This window comes from Nocardia sp. AB354, assembly GCF_049538315.1.
Taxonomy (GTDB): Bacteria; Actinomycetota; Actinomycetes; order Mycobacteriales; family Mycobacteriaceae; genus Nocardia; species Nocardia nova.
Genome location: NZ_JBMVFU010000010.1, coordinates 230,161 through 246,980 on the forward strand (window position 1 = coordinate 230,161; position 16,820 = coordinate 246,980).

Here is a 16,820-nt window from a genome sequence, read left to right on the forward strand (position 1 = left end):
GCGGGTCAGCGGGCGGTCCACCCACCGTCGACGACGATGGTCTGGCCCGTCACGTAGCCCGCGGCGTCACCGGCCAGCCAGGCGACCGCGCCCACCACGTCCTCCGGTGTGCCGTGGCGGGGCAGGGGAGTGTTGCGGCGGAGGTATTCGCGGGGACGCTCGTTGTCGTAGAGCGGGGCGGTGATCTCGCTGCGGAAGAAGCCCGGGGCCACCGTGTTCACCCGGATGGAGTGGCGGGCCCACTGGACCGCCAATTCGGCTGTCAGGCCGGACAATCCCGCCTTGCTGGCGGCGTAGGACGCCTGCGGGATGCCGGGGATGCCCACCCGGCCGCTGATCGAGGAGATGTTGACGATACTGCCGCGGCCGACCGCGCGCATATGTTCGAACACCGCCTGCGACAGCAGCAGCGGTGCGGCCAGATTCAGCTCCAGGGTGGACCGGATGGCGGGCAGCGGTTCGGCTTCCGCGCGTTCCTCGGTGAACATGGTGCCCGCCGCGTTGACCAGTATTTCCGGTGGACCGAGCCCGCCGGCCGTGGCCTCGGCGATGGCGCCGACCCGGTCCAGCTCCGACAGGTCGGCGGTGACGGCGAGGCCGTCGATCTCCTCGGCCAGTTCCCGCAGCCGATCACGCCGGCGCGCCACCACCGCTACCCGCGCGCCGAGTCCGGCGAGGGTGCGGGCCACGGCTGCCCCCAGGCCCGACGACGCGCCGGTCACGATCGCGACCCGGCCCTTCAGGTCGAAGACGTCCGCCCCGCCGGAGCTGTGCTGTCCGGTCACCGCGTATTTCCTTTCGCCGCAGCAGGTTTCATGAGGGTGCGCCGAGCGGTCACGACGGGTCCCCGAGCCCTGCGGTCACCAGCGCCGCGAGTTCGGTGCGCTGGATCTTGCCCATCGCATTGACCGGCAGCGCCGGCACCCGGACCCAGCGCTCGGGCACCTTGTAGCTCGCGAGTTCGCGCCGGCACCAGGCCGTGAGCGCATCGAAATCCAGTGCCGGGCCGGAACTTTCGACGACAGCAGCGACGCGCTGGCCGAGCCGTTCGTCGGGTATCCCGCAGACCGCGGCCGCGGCCACTCCCGGATGCCCGGTGATGACGCGTTCCACCTCGAGCGGATAGACGTTCGCGCCGCCCCGGATGATCACCAGCTTCTTGCGGTCGATCACCCGCAGCCAGCCTCGCTCGTCCACGGTTCCGATATCGCCGGTCGGCAGCGGCGGCGGTTCGCCCGGACGTACCCGGCCGTCGGACCAATAGCCGAGCATCGGAATCCATCGGCCCGCCCACGGCCCGGCCGCTGCGGGGGCCAGCCGCAGTTCACCCGGTTCACCGGCGGGCAGGCGTCGGTCCTCGTCGTCGTAGGCGGCGACGTCGAATTGCGGTGTCACCCGGCCGCTCGTACCCGGCCGCCACGCCGATCCTGGCGGGTCGATCGACACCACGGTCGGCGCCTCGGTGAGCCCGTAGGTGACCCGCGGAACCAGACCGTGCGCCTCGGCGAAGGCGTCGCGCACGGCGTCGGAGGTGTCGCTGCCGCCGCTCCACACCTCACGCAGCGAGCTCAGATCGGCGCTGCGCCGGGCCAGGTCGTAGAGCTGGGCGGGCGCTCCGTTCCACACCGTAACCCGATGCGCGGCAATCCATTCCGCCACGCCCTCGGCGTCGCGGCGATTCATGATCACCGCGGTCCCGCCCGCCTGCGCGGTGGTGAGAGTGGACAGGATCATCATGTTGAGAATGGTCAGGGCGAAACTGTCACCGCGGCGCAGATCCGGCCCCCAGCCGCGGGTGGCCACCGTGACCGCACCCGGCAGCAGCATCCCGCGCTGGGAATGCACGACCGCCTTGGGAACGCCGGAGGTGCCGCTGGTGAACGCGATGCCCGCCGGCGCGTCGGGATCGGTCTCGACCCGCGGCGCCGGATCCGTTGTGCGGAGCAGCCCGGCCCACCGGTCGGGATCGACCGCCCGCGCGACCCGCGCGTCGAATCGCGGCCCCGCCAGGACGACCGACGGCTCCACCAGATCGCACAGCAGTTGCTGTTCGGATGCCGCGGACGCCTCGCCGATTCCCGCCCATACCGCGCCGATCCGCTGCGCGCCGTGAAAGGCCGCCACGATGGGCAGGTCGTTGGGCAGACAGGCCGCGACCCGATCGCCCGGGCGCACCCCCAGATGCCACAGCGCACCGGCCGCCCGCGCCGCCGCGGTGTCGAGTTCGGCATACGTCCACGCGCCCGATGCCGCTTCGATCGCGGTGGCGTCGGCGCGGGTAGCCAGCACCGGATCGAGGATCGTGGCCACCGATGCGGGAATCCGCACGCCGTTGTTGTCACTGCCCACCGAACCTTGATATCACTATCCTTGTAAAGATTCATCAGATAGCCTGAAGATGTTGCCCCAGAGGCCCGTTCACGACTCCGCGGCCGGTGGGTTTCGATTCCGCGTGCCCGGACGCCGTCGTCGCACCCGTCCGGAGCCGGTCGTCGTGCGGGGAGTGTCGAACGAGGAGGCACCGATCATGCAGCCGTCGAACACCGCCGCCGGTCCGCTGGCGGGAGTGCGGGTCATCGACCTGACCGCCATGGTCATGGGCCCGTACTGCACTCAGATCATGGCCGATATGGGCGCGGAGGTGATCAAGGTCGAACCGCCCGCCGGGGACAACACCCGCTACATCTCCGCCGGTCCGGAACCCGGCATGGGCGGGGTGTTCGTCAACGTCAACCGCGGTAAGCGCAGCGTGGTGCTGGATCTGCGTACCGAGTCCGGCAAGGCGGCGCTGCGCGACCTGATCCGCGGTGGCGATGTCTTCATCCATTCGATGCGCGGGCGGGCGATCACGGCGCTGGGCTTCGACTATCCCGCGGTGGCGGCACTGAACCCGGCGATCGTCTACACCAACTGCTACGGCTACGGCCGCCGCGGCCCGGACGCCGATCGCACCGCCTACGACGACACCGTCCAGGCCGAATGCGGACTGCCCTACGTGCAACAGCGCCTGACCGGCAACACCGCGTACGTCGGCACCATCATGGCCGACAAGGTGGCCGGCCTGACCGCCCTGTACGCGACGGTCATGGCGCTGTTCCACCGGGAACGCACCGGCGAGGGCCAAGAGGTCGAGGTCGCCATGTTCGAGACGATGGCGGCGTTCATGCTCGTGGAGCACGCCGCGGGCGCGCTGTTCGAACCGGCGCTCGCGCCGCCGGGATATCCCCGCGCGCTGACGCCCGACCGCAAGCCCTACCGCACCGCCGACGGATATCTCGCGGCGCTGGTCTACAACGACAAACAGTGGAACGCGTTCGTCGACGCGGTGCGCCCGCCCTGGGCCACATCCGAATTCGCCACCCTGGCGCAGCGCGCGGCGCGGATCGACGAGGTCTACGCCCTGCTGGCCGACACGTTCCGGGAACGCACGACACAGCAGTGGCTGGAGCTGCTCGGTGCGCTCGACATCCCCGCCGCGCCGGTGAATTCGCTGGAGGCGCTGTTCCACAATCCGCATCTCGAGGCGGTCGGCTTCTTCGAAACCGTCGACACGCCGAACGGTCCGGTGCGGTTCCCCGGGCCGCCCGCGTGGTTCTCCCGCACTCCGGGTCGCGTGGCCGGGCCGGCGCCGCGGCTGGGTGCGCACACCGCCGAACTCGTCGGCGATCGGGACAGCGGTTTCGCGCGCGCCGGTGAAAGCGGGGGCGCCGCATGACGGTCGTGCGCGATCCCGCGGATCTGGATCTGAGCGAATTCCTCCGGCCCGGCGATCATCTCGTGATCGGGCAGGCCTGCGGCGAACCGCCGACGCTGGTCGAAGCGCTGTTGCGGCAGGCCGCGGGCATCGGCGGGCTGACCGCCTTCATCGCCACCAGCTTCTCCGGATCGTTCACCCCGGCCGCCACCGCGGGCCTGCGAATGTGCAGTATGGGCGCGATCGGCGCGCTGCGCGGCCTCACCGCCGCGCATGCGCTGGAGGTGATCGCCTGCCATGTGGGGCAGATCGGGCCGATGCTCGAATCCGGTGCGCTGCGCTGCGATTGCGCCTTCGTTCAGGTCGCGCCCGCCGACCGGCACGGCGACCACAGCCTCGGGCTGGTGAGCGACCATGTCGCCGCGGCGGTGCGCGCCGCGCGGGTGGTGGTCGCCGAGATCAACGAACAGGTGCCGTGGACCTACGGCGAATCGATTCCCGGCAGCGCGATCGACTACGCCGTCGAGGTCTCGCGACCACCGGTCACCGTCGCGCCGCCGCGAATCGGGCCCGTCGACGAGGCGATCGCCCGCCATGCGGCCGCCTACATCGGCGACGGCGCCGTGGTGCAGACCGGCATCGGCGCGGTGCCCGACGCGCTGTTGCGGATGCTGAGCGACCGGGTGGATCTCGGCGTCCATTCCGGGATGGTCGGCGACGGCCTGGTGGATCTGGTCGAGGCGGGCGCGATCACCAACGCGCGCAAGCCCATCGACACCGGCGTCTCGGTGACGGGTGCGCTCATCGGCACCCGCCGGCTCTACGATTTCGCCGATCGCAACCCGTCGATCCGCATGTGCCCGGCCACCTATACCCACGATGCCGCGGTGCTGGCCCGGCTCGACGATCTGGTGTCGATCAATTCCGCGGTGGAGGTCGACCTCACGGGACAGGTCAACGCCGAACAGCACGGAACCGCATATCTCGGCGGCACCGGTGGACAGGTCGATTTCGTGCGCGGCGCGGCCCGCGCCCGCGGTGGGCACGCCATCATCGCGCTGCCCGCCACCGCGCAGGGCGGCACCGTGAGCCGGATCAGCGCCACTCTGTCGGGTCCGGTCACCACCGCACGCAGCGAAACCGACATCGTCGTCACCGAATTCGGCGCGGCCGAGCTCGCGGGGCGCACGCTCGCCGAGCGGGCGCGCCGGTTGACCGCGATCGCCCATCCCGATTTCCGCGAAGACCTGGAACGGGCCGCGGCCGAGATCACGAAGCGAGGATTCTGAATGACCGGCACACCCGTGACCGATGCGACCGGCGGCGAGGCGGTGCTGTTCGACGCCCGCGCCGACGGCATCGCCGTCATCACGCTGAACCGCCCCGCCACCCGCAACTGCCTGGACGCCCACATCCGTGCGGGGCTGTTCGCCGCCTGGGACCGTTTCGAACACGACGCGGCGCTGCGGATCGCGATCCTCACCGGCGCGGGGGACAAGGCCTTCTGCGCCGGAGGGGATCTGAAGGAGATGGTCGCCACCGGTATGCAGGCGCCGCCGCGTGACATGTATCCGCTGCCGTACGACACCGTCGAGTTGTCGAAACCGACCATCGCCGCGGTGAACGGCGCCGCATTCGCCGGCGGATGGATGATCGCGCAGGCCTGCGATCTGTGCGTCGCGGCGACGACCGCGCGTTTCGCGGTCACCGAGGTGAAGGTCGGCCGCAGTTCCCCGTGGGCGGCGCCGCTGATCCATATGATCCCGCAGCGCGTCATGATGGAACTGCTCTTGACCGGCGCCCCCATCGACGCGCGGCGAGCCTACGAGATCGGCCTGGTCAATCGCCTCGCCGAACCCGAACGACTACTGGACACCGCGATCGAGCTGGCTCGCGAAATCCTCAGCGGCGCACCGCTTTCGGTCCGCGCCGCCCGCGAGACGGTTATGCTCGCCACCGAGATGGGCCGTTCGGCGGCCCTGCAGGCGGCCCGGGCGGCCAGTGAACGCTGCTATTACAGCGAGGACGCGCAGGAGGGGCCGGCGGCCTTCGCCGCGCGCCGGGCGCCGGTGTGGAAGGGGCGTTGACCGATGCCGGGCGGGTCGTGTCATGCGCCTGCCGCGTCGGATGTGACCTGAGGCAGAAGTCGGCACAAATGAGACCCTTGTCACACAGCCCAAACCGACCTACTGTGTGTTCAGTAGGTTGCTTCGACCAAAGGAGTTCGGTGTCCGGTCAGCGACGGCCAGCCAACGTTCGGGCCTACGACACGCTGCTCGCCAAGGGGGAGGAGCGCAAGCTGCGCATCCTCGCCGTGGCGCAGCGGATGCTCGCCCGCAACGGGTGGCGGTCGACCACGCTCGCGCAGATCGCCCGGGAGGCCGGAGTCACCCCGGCCGGGCTGCTGCACCACTTCGAATCGAAGGATCAACTGCTGCACGCGGTCCTGGAGGCCCGCGACACCGACGACGAACTGCATGCGGATCTGGAAGGCGAACTGCCCGAACAGATCGCCGGTGTCGCCGATCGCTTTCGCCGCGCACCCGATCTGATCGGCATGTACGCCGTGCTGCTGATCGAGAACCTGGAACCCGATGCGCCGCTGCACGATCGCCTGCTCGATCGCTACCGTGCGGCGACCGATCAGGTTGCCGACAGTATCCGGCGCGGACAGCGCTGCGGGCGCTACAGCGCCGATGTGGACCCTGCCGTCAAGGCTGTGGAGATAGTCGCTTTTCTCAATGGAATGGAAACGTCATGGCTGCTCGATCCCTCGATTCCACTGACCAAGGTGTTCCAGGAGTACGCTCGGTCGCTCGAACGCGAGCTGACGCGCAGCGACGTCCATTGAGGTACCGGCTGGGTGTGGTGGCGCCGACGGTGACCGAGGTGGTGCGCTGCGCCGGCGGCTGGCTGTTCGACCGCGGGATGGCGGGCTGGGAGGTCGCCGTCATCGTCGGCGATCCCACCCACGCCCGCGCGCTCGAGATTCTCGGCGCCGTGGTACTCGATATGGAGGATTCGCTGTCCTCGCCCGTCCACGGCCCGCATCCGCACGCGGTGGCGCTGGCCGGCGAACTGTTCGAAACCGATCACCGCATTCGCTGCGGCGTCCTCGACACACTCGACCGCGGACTGTCCGAGGTCACGCTGCTCGGCGAGTTCTGTCCCGACGAACTCGACTGCCGGGTCGATACCGTGCAGCACCGATTGAGCGTCGCCGCACGGGCTTTCAAGCGGCAGGCCCTCGCCGCCGCGGGGATACCGGCCACCTCGGTGGCTCCGCTGGAGACCTTCCGCAGCGGAGCGCCGGTGTGGGCGCCGCCGGTGGATCTGGTGCCGGTGGCGGGTTAACCGCCCGCCCTGTCGCCGTCCTCGTCGATGTCGATGACGACCTTTCCGACCGCGTGCCCGTCGGCGACCAGCCGGAGGGCCGCGGTGGAGTCGGACAGTGCGAAGCGGGCGCCGATATGCGGGCGCAGGCCGTCGGCGAGCAGCCGGCCGAGTTCGCGCTCGTTGCGGTCGAATTCGGCCCGATCGATATCCTGGAACTGGAAGCCGAGCACGTGAATGCCCTTGACCAGCACCAGGTTCAGCGGAATCCGGGGAACCGTGCCGGCGGCGTAGCCGACGGTGACGAAACGCCCGCCGCGGCGCAACGACCGCAGCGCCGGTTCGCTGAGCTCGCCGCCGACCGGATCGATGACCGCATCGGCGCCCCCCGGCAGCGCGGCACGTAACCCGTCGCGCAGATTCCCACCGCGGTGGTCGATCAGATGCGCGGCCCCCAGAGATCTCGCCACCTCGAGTTTGGCGGGGGAGGAGGCCACCGCGGTCACCGACAGCCCGAGCCGGGCACCGAGCGCGACCGCCGCCGACCCGACGCCACCCCCGGCGCCGAGCACGATCAGCTCCGCGCCCGCCGACACCCGTGCCACCGACCGAATGCAGTGGTACGCAGTGCGATACGTGACGCCGAAGGCGGCCGCGTCGGCGAAATCGACGTCCTCCGGAACGTGCGTCAGCTTGCCGGCCGGGACCGCGATCTGTTCGGCGAACGCGCCGTGCAGGCCGGTGCCGCACACGCGATCGCCGATCGCGATCGGCCCGCAGCCGGGACCGAGCGCGACGACCTCGCCGGCGAATTCGCTGCCCGGGACGAACGGCGGGGGCACGCTGATCTGATACTCGTTCGCCACGAGCAGGACATCGGGAAAGTTGACCGCGGCGGCGCGCACCCGCACCCGGGCCTCACCGGTGCCCGGTTCGGGAACCGGCCGCTCCTCGATGCGCACCACCTCCGGTGGCCCGTACTCCGGGCACACCGCCGCCCGCATCCGGCTCACTTGCCCTGCCAGCGGGGTGTGCGACGTTCCAGGAATGCGCGGGCGCCCTCCGTGGCGTCGGCGCTGGCGAAAACCGTGGTCTGCCAATGCTTCAGGCGTTCGGTGGCCGCGGCGTCGTCGGTGACCGCCAAGCGGGCGAGTTCCTTGGAAGCCGCCAAACCGAGCGGTGCGTTGGCGGCGACAGTGGTCGCGAGGGCAACCGCGGTGTCGAGAACGTCCGCCGGTGCGGCTACCGCGTTCACCAGACCGATCCGCTCGGCGCGCTCGGCATCGATGAGCTGTCCGGTCAGCAGCAATTCGAGAGCGATGCCCAGGGGAATGCGCGTGCCGATACCGGTGCCACCGCCCGCGGCGAAAAGTCCGCGTTTCACCTCGGGGAGCCCGAACTTCGCTGCCGCGGAGGCCACGATCACATCGCAACCCATGAGCAGTTCCAGGCCACCGCCCACCGCGGTGGCATTGGCGGCGCCGATGACCGGAACCGGCGTGCGGCCCGAGGCCATGCGGGAGTAGGCCTCGAGAGCGCTGCGTTCCTCGGGTGACGCCGCGTGTGTGCCGGAGCCGTCGGAGAATTCGCGCAGATCCATCCCGGCACAGAACGCGCGGTCGCCGGTGCCGGTGAGCACCAGTGCGCGGATCTGCGGATCGGTTTCGGCGGTCAGCACCGCCGCGCCGAGACCGCGTAATACGATGCCGTTGAGTGCGTTTCGCGCATCCGGGCGGTTGATCCGGGCGATCAGCACCGCGTCGCGGCGCTCGACGACGACCTGGTCGGTGGATTCGGTGGTGCTCATCGGTACTCCGTACTCTCGGCGAGGTCGGCGGCCTCGCGCATCAACTTCGGCACGATCGGGCCGAAGGACTGCAATTTGACATCGTCTCCGGCGCGCTGGAAACCGCGTTCCAGCACGATCGCCAGCTTCCATTTCGCCAGGATCAGGTAGTAGTCGAGGTCGTCGACCTGGCGGCCGGACACGTCCGCGTAGTGCGCGACCAGTTGGTCGCGCGACGGCATACCGCGCAGATCCACATAACTCACTCCCGCGGCCTCCGGTGCGGAGGTGTCCTCCGGCCAACTCTGCACCATCCAGGCGAGATCGAGTTTCGGATCGCCGACCGTTCCCATCTCCCAGTCGACCAGCGCCGCCAGCCGGGCGGGCGCGCCGTGTTCGAACATGACGTTGGCGAACTGGTAGTCACCGTGCATGAGGCCCGGGATGTAGTCGAGGGGCCGGTGCGCGCGCAGCCATGCGGCGGCCTCGGCCATCCCGTCGAGGTCGCGGCCGCGGTGGCGGGCGAAGAAGTCGGTCCAGCGCTGGACCTGCCGTTCGTGGAAGCCGTCGGGACGGCCCAGATCCTGTAATCCCTTGGCGCGCCAGTCGACTCGCGACAGCAGGGCGATCCCTTCGGCGAGTCGGTAGGCCAGGCCGGCCCGGGCGCCGAGGTCGGTGTCGAACGGTGCCGGCCAGCGTTTGCTGTCCATCGGCGACCAGCCGTCCACATAGCCCATCAGGTAGAAGGTGCGGCCCAGCACGGAATGGTCGGTGCAGACCGCGACCGCGGGCGTATGCGGCACGTCGGTGCCCTCCAGGGCCGCGGTGATCCGCCACTCCCGCTCGATCCCGGCGTCGCGTTCGGGTGGTGCGCCGGCGGGCGGGATGCGCAGGACGCAGCGATGGTCGCCGCGATCGATCAGATAGATCTCGTTCTGGGTGCCGCCGGAGAGGAACCGGGCCTGCGCCGGTTCGCCGCGGCCGGGCAGGTCGCGGGCGTCCATCCACTCGGCGAGGCGGGCGGTGTCGATCACTGGTTACCTACTTCGTGTTCGAGATAGTCGGCGAATTTCGCGCGCGCGGCGTCGAGCTTCTTCGGAATCCACTGGCTGGGCCACAGATCCTCGCTCGGGCGGTACTCGCGCAGTACCTGTTTGGCGACGGTGCCCTTGTGTACCTCGGTGGGCCCGTCGGCCAGCCCCATCACCCCGGCGCCGTGGATCATGGTGAAGAACGGCATCTCGTTGGTGACCCCGAGCGCACCGTGCACCTGCATCGCGCGCCAGGCGATGTCGTGCAGCACGGTCGGCATCACGACCTTCACCGCGGCGATGTCCTTGCGCACCTTGCGGTAGTCGTTGTATTTGTCGATCTCCCACGCGGTGTAGAGCACGAACAGCCGGAACTGTTGCAGCTGGGCGTAGGAATCGGCGATATAGCCCTGCACGAACTGTTTGTCCGACAACCGGCTGCCCGCCGTTTCGCGGCTCAGTGCCCGCTCGCACATCATGTCCAGCGCGCTGCGGGCCAGTCCGATGGTGCGCATGGCGTGATGGATGCGGCCACCGCCGAGCCGGGTCTGCGCGATCGCGAACGCCTGTCCGGCGCCGCCGAGCAGTGCCGAATCCGGCACGCGCACATTGTCGTAGTGGATCAGCGCGTGCGCGCCGCCGTCGAGCGGCTCGCCGTAGAGCCCGACATTGCGTTCGATGCGAACACCGGGAGTGTCGGTCGGGACCAGGAACATCGACATGCCTTGGTAGGCACTGACATTCGGGTCGGTCACCACCATGACGATGAGAAAGGCCGCGGTGGCCGCGTTCGAGGAGAAGAACTTCCAGCCGTTGATGATCCAGTCGTCGCCGTCGCGCACGGCGGAGGTGGTGAACCGGGTCGGGTCGGCGCCGGCCTGCGGTTCGGTCATCGAATAGCTGGAAAACAGGTCACCCGCGAGCAGCGGCCGCAGGTAGCGCCGCTTCTGCTCCTCGGTGCCGAAATGCGCGATGATCTCGGCGTTGCCGGTATCGGGCGCCTGGCATCCGAAGATCACCGGCGCCCACGACGACCGCCCCAGAATCTCGTTCAGCAGCGCCAGTTTCAGCTGCCCGTAGCCCTGCCCGCCGAGATCGGGGCCCAGATGCGTGGCCCACAGCCCCTGGTCGCGCACCTGCTGTTTGAGCGGATCGAGCACGGCGCGGCGGGCCGGGTCCGGCGGCACGAACTGCTCGTGCGGCCAGATCAGGTCGAGCGGTTCGACCTCCTTGCGGACGAACGCATCGGCCCAGTCCAGCTTTTGCTGGAACTGCGGATCGGTCTCGAAGTCCCACGCCATTGCGCCTCCTCCCATTCGGTGGAAATATGATTCTCATGAAGAAGAATAGCATTCTTGACACGGTGACTGTCATTTCGGCGAGAGGGAACGGATGAGGGCCGCCGACCAGTTCCACATCGGCATCGTCGCCGCGGACGTGGCGGCCACGACCGCGGCGCTGTCGCGGGTGCTGGGCTACGAGTGGGGTATCGAGACGGGCGGGCCGCTCACGGTGGTGTCGTCCTCCGGTGAACAGGCCGTCGATATCCGCTGCGTGTACTCGACGACCGTGCCGCGTGTGGAGGTGATCCGGGCGGTGGCGGGCACCCTGTGGGAACCGGTGTCCGGCAGCGGCATTCACCACGTCGGCTACTGGTCCGACGACGTGGCCGCCGATATCGCGGAACTGGAGCGAACCGGATACACGGTGGAGGCGATGCGGCCGGGTCCCGGCGATGCGCCGCTGTTCGCCTTCCTGAACGGCCCGAACGGCTTCCGCGTCGAATTGCTCACGCGCGCCGCCGAATCCGGCCTGGCCCGCTGCTGGGCGGCGCCGGGTGACGAACGACAGAACGAAGGTGATCGAGGATGACAGCGGTAGGGCTGGTGACCGGCGCGGGACGCGGGATGGGCCTGGAATGTGCCCGCGCGCTGGCGCAACGGGTGGATGTGCTGGTGCTGGCCGATCGGGACGAGGCGGGTGCGGCCGCGGCCGCGCGGCAGCTGACGTCCGGGCATACCCGGGCCGAGGCGTTCGTGGTCGACGTCGCCGATCGCGAGCGGGTCTCGGAACTGGCGGAATATGTCGGCGGCCGAGGGCAATTGCGTGCCGTCGCGCATGCGGCGGGGATCTCGCCCACGATGGCGGACTGGCGCCGCATCTTCACCGTGGACCTGATCGGCACCGTCCACCTGCTGGACGCGTTGCGGCCCCTGGTCGGTCCGGGCGCGGCGACGGTGGTGTTCGCCTCGATGGCGCCGCTGCTGGATCCGAACCCACCGGATCCCGCCGCCCTCGCCGTGCTCGACGATCCGCTGCACGAGCATTTCCTCGACCGGATCCGCGAGACCGTGGGCCCGGCGGTGGAGCATCCGGGCATCGCCTACGGGTGGGCCAAACGCGGTGTGCAGCGGCTGGTCTGGCGGGAGGCAGTGCGGCTGGGGCCCTCCGGAGGGCGGATCTGCTCGGTCTCGCCCGGCATTATCGACACCCCGCAGGGCCGCCAGGAAGCAGCCGAACACGCGACTATGCGACAGTTGGTCGAGCGCACGCCGCTGCGCCGCGAAGGGCGTCCCGAAGAGGTGGCGGCCGTGGTGGCCTTCGCGCTCTCGGACGCGGCGAGCTTCCTCAACGGCACCGACCTGGTCGTCGACGGCGGCGTGACGGCGGCGCTGCGGGCCGGGCCGGACGCGCGGCGGTGAGCGACGACGTCGCGGCCCGGATCGCCCAGCGGGCACTGGCCGAACGCGGCGCCGCCTACACCGCCGAGGTGCGGCGGCTGCTGGATGCCGGGCTGGCGGTGATGCGGCGCTGCGGCACCGAGTCGCGGCCGCGGGTCGCCGATATCGTCGCCGTCGCCGGCTTGTCCAACGATGCCTTCTACCGGCATTTCGCCTCCAAGGACGCGCTCGTCGCCGCCCTCCTCGAAGACGGAACCGTCCGGCTGCTGGACTATCTGGACCATCGGATGGGCAAGCGGCCCACCCCCGAGGAGGCGGTGCGCGAATGGGTGGACGGCGTGCTGTCCCAAGGGGTCGGCGAGGTCGCCGCGACCACCCGGGCGGTGATGTGGAATGCCGGCGGTCTGGCACAGGGGCTGGTGACCGGACCGCCGGAGGCCAGTTCCCGGCTGGCCGAGTTGTTGTGGGCGCCGTTCGCCGCAGTGGGTTGCGAGCACCCGGATATCGATGCCGCGCTCGCCGCGCACGCGGTGGTGGGCCGCCTCGCCGAACTGCTGTGGCGGCGAGTCGAACCGACCGCGGGGGACGTGGAACGCGTCACCGACTTCTGTCTGCGCGCGGCGCGCCCGGCCCACTGAGGGGCGCGAGTGCGGTGAGCGGCCGTTGTGGTGCGAGCCGCACGGCCGCGACCGGATGGGGCGTTCAGACTCTGGTCTCGGCCATATCCACTTGGCGGGCGGCGTTGGCCAGCGCGGTGACGACGCAGGTGCCGATCCGTCCGGCCCGGTCGTAGAGGGTGGCGGTGCCGACCGCGATGCCGTCGGCCGACATATGGTCCTGCGCATGCAATCCCAGCTCCCGCCCCTCCGGCAGCCGGGTCAGGGTGAGGGTGACGTCGCTGTTGATGTAGCCGACGCCCTCGGTGCCCCAGTTACAGACCAGATTCGTGGTATCGGCCAGGAACGCCGCGCGCTGGAACGGCGTGATCGCCTCACCCTCGACCAGCGGCGGCAGATTCTGCCAGACCGATTTGCGCTCCCCGTTCTGCGCGGCGGCGAAGTCGCCGGACCAGTCGCCGTCGCCGCATTTGAACAGCGGTGGCTGGCCGGTCGGCGCGTCCAGGCGCCGGTCGGGCACCGGCAGGGACTGTTCGGCCTGCCAGATCCGGCCCGGAGGTTGCTGTGCGACAGCCAGATACATCACCGACGCTCGCACCCGCACCTCGTCCTGCTGGGTGATCCACGCGTCGGCGACGCGCACCCGGGCGCCCGAGCGCACCACCGCACTGTGCACCGTGATCGGTTCGTTCCGCACCGGGCGGAACAGGTCGGCGGTGAGCCGCGCGGGAACGAAACCGGCTCCCGGGCAGCGGGTTTCCGATTCCCGCGCCAGCAGTCCGCAGATCGCGGGCCCGGCCACGTGATCGGGCGACCATTTGCTCACCGCGAAGTCGCCCGCGACGAATCCCCGTTCGTCGCGGCTGAAGAATGCCATCATCGCCTCGGCCCTTCCGTTCCCGGCCCACTCGAATTAGAACACGTTATAGGACCGAATCCGGAGGCTGCTCACCGGTTCCGGTAAAGCTCCCGGCGGATCGAATGTCAGCAACTGTCGTCACCTAGGATCGGATCATGAGTCGATGGGAACCCGATGCGCGCGGCCGCCTCGCCCGAGCGGCCCTCGAGCTGTACGCCGAGCGTGGGTTCGACGAAACGACGGTGGCCGAGATCGCGGAGCGGGCGGGCCTCACCGAACGCACCTTCTTCCGGCATTTCACCGATAAGCGCGAGGTGCTCTTCGGCGGTCAGGACCTGCTGAGCAGCGCGATCGCGGAAGCTGTGACCACCGCGCCCGCGGATGCGGACCCGATGGCGACCGCGGTCGCCGCGATCCAGGCGGCCGGTGCGCAGATCCCCGATCTGCCGGCGTGGCAACTGCGGCGGCGTGCGGTGATCGCGGCCAACCCCGCGCTGCAGGAGCGTGAACTCCGGAAAATGGCCGTCCTGGGCGGCGAACTGGCCGACGCGCTGCGGACCGCGGGCGTCGCGGAGGCCGACGCGACCCTCTGTGCCCGGGTCGCGGTGACCGTCTTCGGGATCGCCTTCGATCGGTGGGTCGACGGTTCCTCCACGCGCGAATTGTCACACGTTATAGCTGAGGTATTCGCCGAGCTCAGGACCGCCGTAAGCGCCGGACGGACGGTTGCGGAGGGCGAGCGGGCGGGTGACCCGGGGTGACGGACGGCACACGATGTGCATAAGGTGACGAGGAACGACACGTCCAGCCCGACCGATGGAGAACGACGTTGAAGACCAGACTGGGCTGCCCCTGCGGTGAACAGATCGTCGGCAAAGACGAAGACGACCTCGTCGAGAAGACGCAGAAGCATCTGGCCGAGAACCACCCCGGCCACGACTACTCGCGCGACGAAATCCTCTTCCTCGCCTACTGATTCTCCGCATCGGCGGCCAGATAGCGCATCGGCGCATAGTTCGCCCAGCCGGTCTCCGGCCAGTTGAACCAGCCCGCCGAGGCGCCGGTACCGCCGTCGGGATGCAGGGTCGTTCCCGTCATATAGGCCGACAACGCCGAGGCGAGGAACACCACGCAGCCCGAGACGTCGCCAACCTTCCCGGGCCGGCCCAGCGGTATGGCGACCCGCACGCCGAGCGGGTCGGTCATCGCCGCATCCCCGTGCGGCATCCGGCGCAGATTCGGGGTCGGCACGTAATCCGGCGCCACATTGTTGACGCGGATGCCATCGGGTGCGAGTTCGACCGCGAGCGTGCGGGCGAACTGTTCGACCGCGGCCTTCGCCGCCGAATACACGGCGAAACCCGGTGCGGCCCGGTGTGCCTCGATCGTGGTGATGTTGACGATGCTGCCGCCGCGACCGCTCGCCCGGATTCGCGGTACGGCCAGCGCGCAGGCGTGCAGCACGTGGGTGAGATTGCTGCGCAGCAGCGCCTCCCAGCCGTTGGGGCGGGTGTCGGTGAACGGAGCGCGGAAGGTGCCGCCGACGACGTTGACCAGGATGTCGAGCCGGCCCCACCGCGTCTCGGCCGCGTCGAACACCGCGGCCAGCCGGTCGGGATCGCGAACGTCGCCGTGGACGACGACGGCATCGCATCCCTGCGCGTCCAGTGCCGCACGCATCCGCTCCACGGCGTCGGCATCGATGTCGATGATCGCCGGGCGCACCCCGTTGGCGGCCAGATCGGTGGCGATCGCGTGACCGAGACCGCCTGCGCCGCCGGTGATCACGGCGACCGTGCCGGCCAGGCCCGCGCGCTGTTCGAACCAGCCCGTGGTCATCGCAGGTAGGTGGCGCCGAAGGCGTCGAGGAAGTCGGTGGTCGCCGCGTGGTCGGCGGTGCGGCTGGACACCACGAGCCAGGTGACGCCCGCCTTCTCCAGTTCGGCGAAGGCCTCGAGGTGGCGATCGGCCGCTGCCGGGTCGAGCAGATCCGGGTCGTGGTAGGAGTACAGCACGTCGAGATCGCCACTGCGCCCGGCGGATTCGGCGCGCGCCCGCACCTCGGTGATCTGTGCGGCGAGCTGGGCGTGTGATTCGAGCGCAGGGGTGCGGGCGGTGGCGCTGAGCGTCGCGCCGCCGGACATCGGCATCCAGCCCTGGGCGCGGGTCGCGGCGCGCCGGCGGCTGGCGGCGGAGTTGCCGCCGATCCAGATCGGAATGGGATCCTGCACCGGCCGCGGCCGGGCGATCACCTCCCGGGCATCGAAATGCCGGCCGCGATAGCTGAACGGCTCGCCGCGCCAATGCAGCGGCAGCACCTCGAGCGCCTCGTCCAACAGGACGTTGCGTTCTTCGAAATCGACTCCCAGCGCGTGGAATTCGCTCTTCTGATAGCCCGCGCCCACGCCCAAGATCAGCCGGCCGCCGGAGAGTTTGTCGACCGTCGCGGCGGCCTTCGCCAGCAGGAACGGATTGCGGTAGGGCGCGACCGCCAGATAGGTGAGCAGCCGCAGCCGTTCGGTCGCGGCCGCTACATAACCGAGCGCGACCAGTGAATCCAGGGTCTGGTGCCCGCCGTTGTCCAGCCAGCGTGCCCCGGGAATCGGGTGCTCGCTGAGTGACAGGCCGTGAAATCCGCACCGCTCGGCCGTGATCGCGACCTCGCGCAGTGGTCCGGCGTCGAGGACATCGCCGTCGGGTCCCCCGGTCTCCGGATAGTGAAAGATGAAACGCAGGCTCACACATCGAGAGTATCATTCTCGTGATTGCGTAATTAGATTCTCCGCACTGCTCGAACGGGAGGACTGCCGATGGGCGCC

19 protein-coding genes are annotated in these 16,820 nt (G+C 69.8%); 10 read left to right on the forward strand and 9 right to left on the reverse strand.

Going from position 1 to position 16,820, the window contains the following annotated elements; genetic code table 11:
- Nucleotides 1-5 precede the first annotated feature (5 nt).
- Nucleotides 6-785 (reverse strand): SDR family NAD(P)-dependent oxidoreductase, encoded by a 780-nt coding sequence (locus ACPCUW_RS17200; RefSeq protein WP_423425889.1) that lies wholly within the window; start codon nucleotides 783-785, stop codon nucleotides 6-8.
- A gap of 49 nt (nucleotides 786-834) precedes the next feature.
- On the reverse strand, nucleotides 835-2,349 hold the full coding sequence (locus tag ACPCUW_RS17205; protein WP_423425891.1) for a class I adenylate-forming enzyme family protein: 1,515 nt from the start codon (nucleotides 2,347-2,349) through the stop codon (nucleotides 835-837).
- Nucleotides 2,350-2,527: 178 nt separating this feature from the next.
- Between ACPCUW_RS17205 and ACPCUW_RS17210 the strand changes: the two genes are divergently transcribed.
- The 5 genes from ACPCUW_RS17210 (at nucleotide 2,528) to ACPCUW_RS17230 (ending at nucleotide 7,048) form a co-directional block, all read left to right on the forward strand.
- Entirely contained in the window at nucleotides 2,528-3,715 is a 1,188-nt protein-coding gene (locus ACPCUW_RS17210; RefSeq protein ID WP_423425892.1) for a CaiB/BaiF CoA transferase family protein, read from the forward strand.
- Nucleotides 3,712-4,983, forward strand: coding sequence for an acetyl-CoA hydrolase/transferase family protein (locus ACPCUW_RS17215; RefSeq protein WP_423425893.1), 1,272 nt, complete (start codon nucleotides 3,712-3,714; stop codon nucleotides 4,981-4,983). The genes ACPCUW_RS17210 and ACPCUW_RS17215 overlap by 4 nt, the downstream gene beginning before the upstream one ends.
- On the forward strand, nucleotides 4,984-5,781 hold the full coding sequence (locus ACPCUW_RS17220; protein WP_423425894.1) for an enoyl-CoA hydratase/isomerase family protein: 798 nt from the start codon (nucleotides 4,984-4,986) through the stop codon (nucleotides 5,779-5,781).
- Between the two features lie 140 nt (nucleotides 5,782-5,921).
- Entirely contained in the window at nucleotides 5,922-6,545 is a 624-nt protein-coding gene (locus ACPCUW_RS17225; protein ID WP_030517513.1) for a TetR/AcrR family transcriptional regulator, read from the forward strand.
- A complete protein-coding gene (locus ACPCUW_RS17230) occupies nucleotides 6,542-7,048 on the forward strand; it encodes a hypothetical protein (RefSeq protein WP_423425895.1) in 507 nt (168 codons plus the stop codon). Before ACPCUW_RS17225 ends, ACPCUW_RS17230 begins: the two co-directional genes overlap by 4 nt.
- Here the strand turns inward: ACPCUW_RS17230 and ACPCUW_RS17235 are convergent.
- Genes ACPCUW_RS17235 through ACPCUW_RS17250 form a run of 4 tightly spaced genes read right to left on the reverse strand, consistent with a single transcriptional unit; the run spans nucleotide 7,045 to nucleotide 11,145 of the window.
- The gene (locus ACPCUW_RS17235; RefSeq protein WP_423425936.1) at nucleotides 7,045-8,031 is read right to left on the reverse strand and encodes an NADPH:quinone oxidoreductase family protein; all 987 of its coding nucleotides are present in this window, start codon (nucleotides 8,029-8,031) and stop codon (nucleotides 7,045-7,047) included. The two genes, ACPCUW_RS17230 and ACPCUW_RS17235, sit on opposite strands and share 4 nt — an antisense overlap.
- 5 nt (nucleotides 8,032-8,036) lie before the next feature.
- Nucleotides 8,037-8,834 (reverse strand): enoyl-CoA hydratase/isomerase family protein, encoded by a 798-nt coding sequence (locus ACPCUW_RS17240; protein ID WP_305780431.1) that lies wholly within the window; start codon nucleotides 8,832-8,834, stop codon nucleotides 8,037-8,039.
- Nucleotides 8,831-9,847 (reverse strand): phosphotransferase family protein, encoded by a 1,017-nt coding sequence (locus tag ACPCUW_RS17245; RefSeq protein WP_423425896.1) that lies wholly within the window; start codon nucleotides 9,845-9,847, stop codon nucleotides 8,831-8,833. The genes ACPCUW_RS17240 and ACPCUW_RS17245 overlap by 4 nt, the downstream gene beginning before the upstream one ends.
- Nucleotides 9,844-11,145 (reverse strand): acyl-CoA dehydrogenase family protein, encoded by a 1,302-nt coding sequence (locus ACPCUW_RS17250; protein WP_423425897.1) that lies wholly within the window; start codon nucleotides 11,143-11,145, stop codon nucleotides 9,844-9,846. The genes ACPCUW_RS17245 and ACPCUW_RS17250 overlap by 4 nt, the downstream gene beginning before the upstream one ends.
- Before the next feature lie 91 nt (nucleotides 11,146-11,236).
- On the opposite strand from ACPCUW_RS17250, the gene ACPCUW_RS17255 reads away from it, so the two are divergent.
- From ACPCUW_RS17255 to ACPCUW_RS17265, 3 genes are read left to right on the forward strand one after another with little or no spacing between them, the layout of a single operon-like run.
- A complete protein-coding gene (locus ACPCUW_RS17255) occupies nucleotides 11,237-11,716 on the forward strand; it encodes a VOC family protein (protein ID WP_423425899.1) in 480 nt (159 codons plus the stop codon).
- Complete coding sequence (locus ACPCUW_RS17260) at nucleotides 11,713-12,546, forward strand: SDR family oxidoreductase (RefSeq protein ID WP_423425901.1); 834 nt, start codon at nucleotides 11,713-11,715, stop codon at nucleotides 12,544-12,546. The genes ACPCUW_RS17255 and ACPCUW_RS17260 overlap by 4 nt, the downstream gene beginning before the upstream one ends.
- Nucleotides 12,543-13,163 (forward strand): TetR/AcrR family transcriptional regulator, encoded by a 621-nt coding sequence (locus ACPCUW_RS17265; RefSeq protein WP_423425902.1) that lies wholly within the window; start codon nucleotides 12,543-12,545, stop codon nucleotides 13,161-13,163. Before ACPCUW_RS17260 ends, ACPCUW_RS17265 begins: the two co-directional genes overlap by 4 nt.
- A 64-nt stretch (nucleotides 13,164-13,227) precedes the next feature.
- Here ACPCUW_RS17265 and ACPCUW_RS17270 read toward each other — a convergent pair whose 3' ends face one another.
- On the reverse strand, nucleotides 13,228-14,022 hold the full coding sequence (locus ACPCUW_RS17270; RefSeq protein WP_423425903.1) for an acyl-CoA thioesterase domain-containing protein: 795 nt from the start codon (nucleotides 14,020-14,022) through the stop codon (nucleotides 13,228-13,230).
- Nucleotides 14,023-14,156: 134 nt separating this feature from the next.
- Between ACPCUW_RS17270 and ACPCUW_RS17275 the strand changes: the two genes are divergently transcribed.
- Nucleotides 14,157-14,762: a TetR family transcriptional regulator gene (locus tag ACPCUW_RS17275; RefSeq protein WP_305780437.1), complete on the forward strand. Its 606-nt coding sequence runs from the start codon at nucleotides 14,157-14,159 to the stop codon at nucleotides 14,760-14,762.
- A 68-nt stretch (nucleotides 14,763-14,830) separates the two neighbouring features.
- The gene (locus ACPCUW_RS17280; RefSeq protein WP_063833771.1) at nucleotides 14,831-14,977 is read left to right on the forward strand and encodes a DUF1059 domain-containing protein; all 147 of its coding nucleotides are present in this window, start codon (nucleotides 14,831-14,833) and stop codon (nucleotides 14,975-14,977) included.
- On the opposite strand, the gene ACPCUW_RS17285 is transcribed toward ACPCUW_RS17280, so the two are convergent.
- Together ACPCUW_RS17285 and ACPCUW_RS17290 are read right to left on the reverse strand one after the other, a co-directional pair.
- Nucleotides 14,971-15,840, reverse strand: coding sequence for an SDR family NAD(P)-dependent oxidoreductase (locus ACPCUW_RS17285; protein WP_423425904.1), 870 nt, complete (start codon nucleotides 15,838-15,840; stop codon nucleotides 14,971-14,973). The two genes, ACPCUW_RS17280 and ACPCUW_RS17285, sit on opposite strands and share 7 nt — an antisense overlap.
- The gene (locus tag ACPCUW_RS17290) at nucleotides 15,837-16,742 is read right to left on the reverse strand and encodes an LLM class F420-dependent oxidoreductase (RefSeq protein WP_197521912.1); all 906 of its coding nucleotides are present in this window, start codon (nucleotides 16,740-16,742) and stop codon (nucleotides 15,837-15,839) included. Before ACPCUW_RS17290 ends, ACPCUW_RS17285 begins: the two co-directional genes overlap by 4 nt.
- Nucleotides 16,743-16,820 lie beyond the last annotated feature (78 nt).

Bases quoted from the DNA above. Each gene is read 5' to 3' on its own strand.
- ACPCUW_RS17260 (WP_423425901.1), top strand. From the start codon at position 11,713: ATGACAGCGGTAGGGCTGGTGACCGGCGCGGGACGCGGGATGGGCCTG.
- ACPCUW_RS17275 (WP_305780437.1), top strand. From the start codon at position 14,157: ATGAGTCGATGGGAACCCGATGCGCGCGGCCGCCTCGCCCGAGCGGCC.
- ACPCUW_RS17235 (WP_423425936.1), bottom strand. From the start codon at position 8,031: ATGCGGGCGGCGGTGTGCCCGGAGTACGGGCCACCGGAGGTGGTGCGC.
- ACPCUW_RS17240 (WP_305780431.1), bottom strand. From the start codon at position 8,834: ATGAGCACCACCGAATCCACCGACCAGGTCGTCGTCGAGCGCCGCGAC.
- ACPCUW_RS17285 (WP_423425904.1), bottom strand. From the start codon at position 15,840: ATGACCACGGGCTGGTTCGAACAGCGCGCGGGCCTGGCCGGCACGGTC.
- ACPCUW_RS17255 (WP_423425899.1), top strand. From the start codon at position 11,237: ATGAGGGCCGCCGACCAGTTCCACATCGGCATCGTCGCCGCGGACGTG.
- ACPCUW_RS17220 (WP_423425894.1), top strand. From the start codon at position 4,984: ATGACCGGCACACCCGTGACCGATGCGACCGGCGGCGAGGCGGTGCTG.
- ACPCUW_RS17270 (WP_423425903.1), bottom strand. From the start codon at position 14,022: ATGATGGCATTCTTCAGCCGCGACGAACGGGGATTCGTCGCGGGCGAC.
- ACPCUW_RS17210 (WP_423425892.1), top strand. From the start codon at position 2,528: ATGCAGCCGTCGAACACCGCCGCCGGTCCGCTGGCGGGAGTGCGGGTC.
- ACPCUW_RS17215 (WP_423425893.1), top strand. From the start codon at position 3,712: ATGACGGTCGTGCGCGATCCCGCGGATCTGGATCTGAGCGAATTCCTC.
- ACPCUW_RS17250 (WP_423425897.1), bottom strand. From the start codon at position 11,145: ATGGCGTGGGACTTCGAGACCGATCCGCAGTTCCAGCAAAAGCTGGAC.